At 64.7% G+C, this 685-nt stretch carries 1 protein-coding gene; it reads right to left on the reverse strand.

Annotation, left to right across the window (positions count from 1 at the left end; genetic code table 11):
• Nucleotides 1–220: 220 nt before the first annotated feature.
• Nucleotides 221–544, reverse strand: a complete 324-nt coding sequence (locus tag A9X01_RS10675) for a hypothetical protein (protein WP_065120539.1) — start codon at nt 542–544, stop codon at nt 221–223.
• Nucleotides 545–685: the final 141 nt, after the last annotated feature.

The following is a 685-nucleotide window of genomic DNA, read 5'->3' on the forward strand; positions in this document are numbered from 1 at the left end:
GCATGAGCGGGGCGCGGTGGCGCCGGCTCTCAGGAGGATGTGCGTCGTTGCCCGGCTTGCAGCGACATTGTCGGTGCCGGAGACCGGCGACGGCAACCCACCGCCACCGCAACCGCAGCCGCGCGCCTGCCACCACGTCCTCACATCCAACCCGCCGAACGCCCACCTCCTCCACGGTCTCCCCGGAGCATGTGCGTCGCTGCCCGGCTTGGAGCGACAATCAGTCGAACCATTGCAGCGGATCTTCGCGTCCACTCGCAGCCCTCGACTTCGCACGCAATGCCAGAACTCGCTGGTGCATTCGGTGTTCAGTGCCGCGGGGAAACTCCAACGCTGCATACTTGCCACGCCTGATGCGGTCAACCCGGCCCCTTCCCATCTCCCAACGCAGCGCATCAGAAATGGCCTTCGAGGCCCGACCGTTGACGGTGAAGCCATGCCACTTGAGGGCGGCGATGAGTTCCGGAATAGTCGCGGGCCCGTGCAACACCAACTGGTAGGTAAGCACATAGCGAAGCTCGGTTCCTCGTAGCAGCACGCTCATGCGTTGAACGTCGCATTCGCGTCCACATCCCGCCAGTCACCACAATTCGGCTGTGGATCGTGCACACCGACAATGTCGCTACAAGCCGGGCAACGACGCACATGCCCCTGAGAGACGGCGCGCACCGCACCCCGCTCATGC

It is taken from the genome of Mycobacterium asiaticum (assembly GCF_001668675.1).
In the GTDB taxonomy this organism is placed as follows: Bacteria; Actinomycetota; Actinomycetes; order Mycobacteriales; family Mycobacteriaceae; genus Mycobacterium; species Mycobacterium asiaticum_D.

Coding starts and splice junctions, on each gene's coding strand:
- A9X01_RS10675 (WP_065120539.1), bottom strand. CDS start 544: ATGAGCGTGCTGCTACGAGGAACCGAGCTTCGCTATGTGCTTACCTAC.